A 507-nucleotide genomic window follows, 5' to 3' on the forward strand; every position below is an offset into this window, starting at 1 on the left:
ACGGTCAAGGCCAGGGCCGCGTCCAGGGCACCGGCGTCCACACCACCGCCTTGCGCCATGTCCGGACGACCACCGCCCTTCCCGCCCACTGCCGCAGCGGCTTGTTTCATCAAATCACCGGCCTTGAGTTGGCCAGTCAGGTCTTTGGTTACACCGGCAACCAGAACGACCTTATCCTCATGGACACTGCCGAGCAGGATCACTGCGCGGCCGAGCTTGTTCTTCAACTGATCGACCAGGGCCAACAGCGCCTTGCCGTCCTGGCCATCCAGGCGAGCCGCCAGGACTTTCACGTCCTTGACGTCCACCGCAGAAGCCGACAGATCGTCGCCCGCCGCACTGGCTGCCTTGGCCTGCAACTGCTCCAGCTGTTTTTCCAGCGCACGGTTGCGCTCCAGCACGGCGGACAGCTTGTCGATCAGGTTGTCGCGGCTGCCCTTGACCAGGCTGGCCGCTTCCTTGAGTTGCTCTTCGGCCGCATTGAGGTAGGCCAGGGCCGCAGCACCG

1 protein-coding gene is annotated in these 507 nt (G+C 64.5%); it reads right to left on the bottom strand.

Features of this window, described 5'->3' with window-relative positions:
- A partial coding sequence (locus IQK56_RS30395; RefSeq protein ID WP_246500320.1) for a DHHA1 domain-containing protein occupies positions 1-507 on the bottom strand: 507 nt, incomplete at both ends.

Origin of the sequence: Pseudomonas cyclaminis (genome assembly GCF_015163715.1) — a bacterium.
GTDB lineage: Bacteria > Pseudomonadota > Gammaproteobacteria > Pseudomonadales > Pseudomonadaceae > Aquipseudomonas > Aquipseudomonas cyclaminis.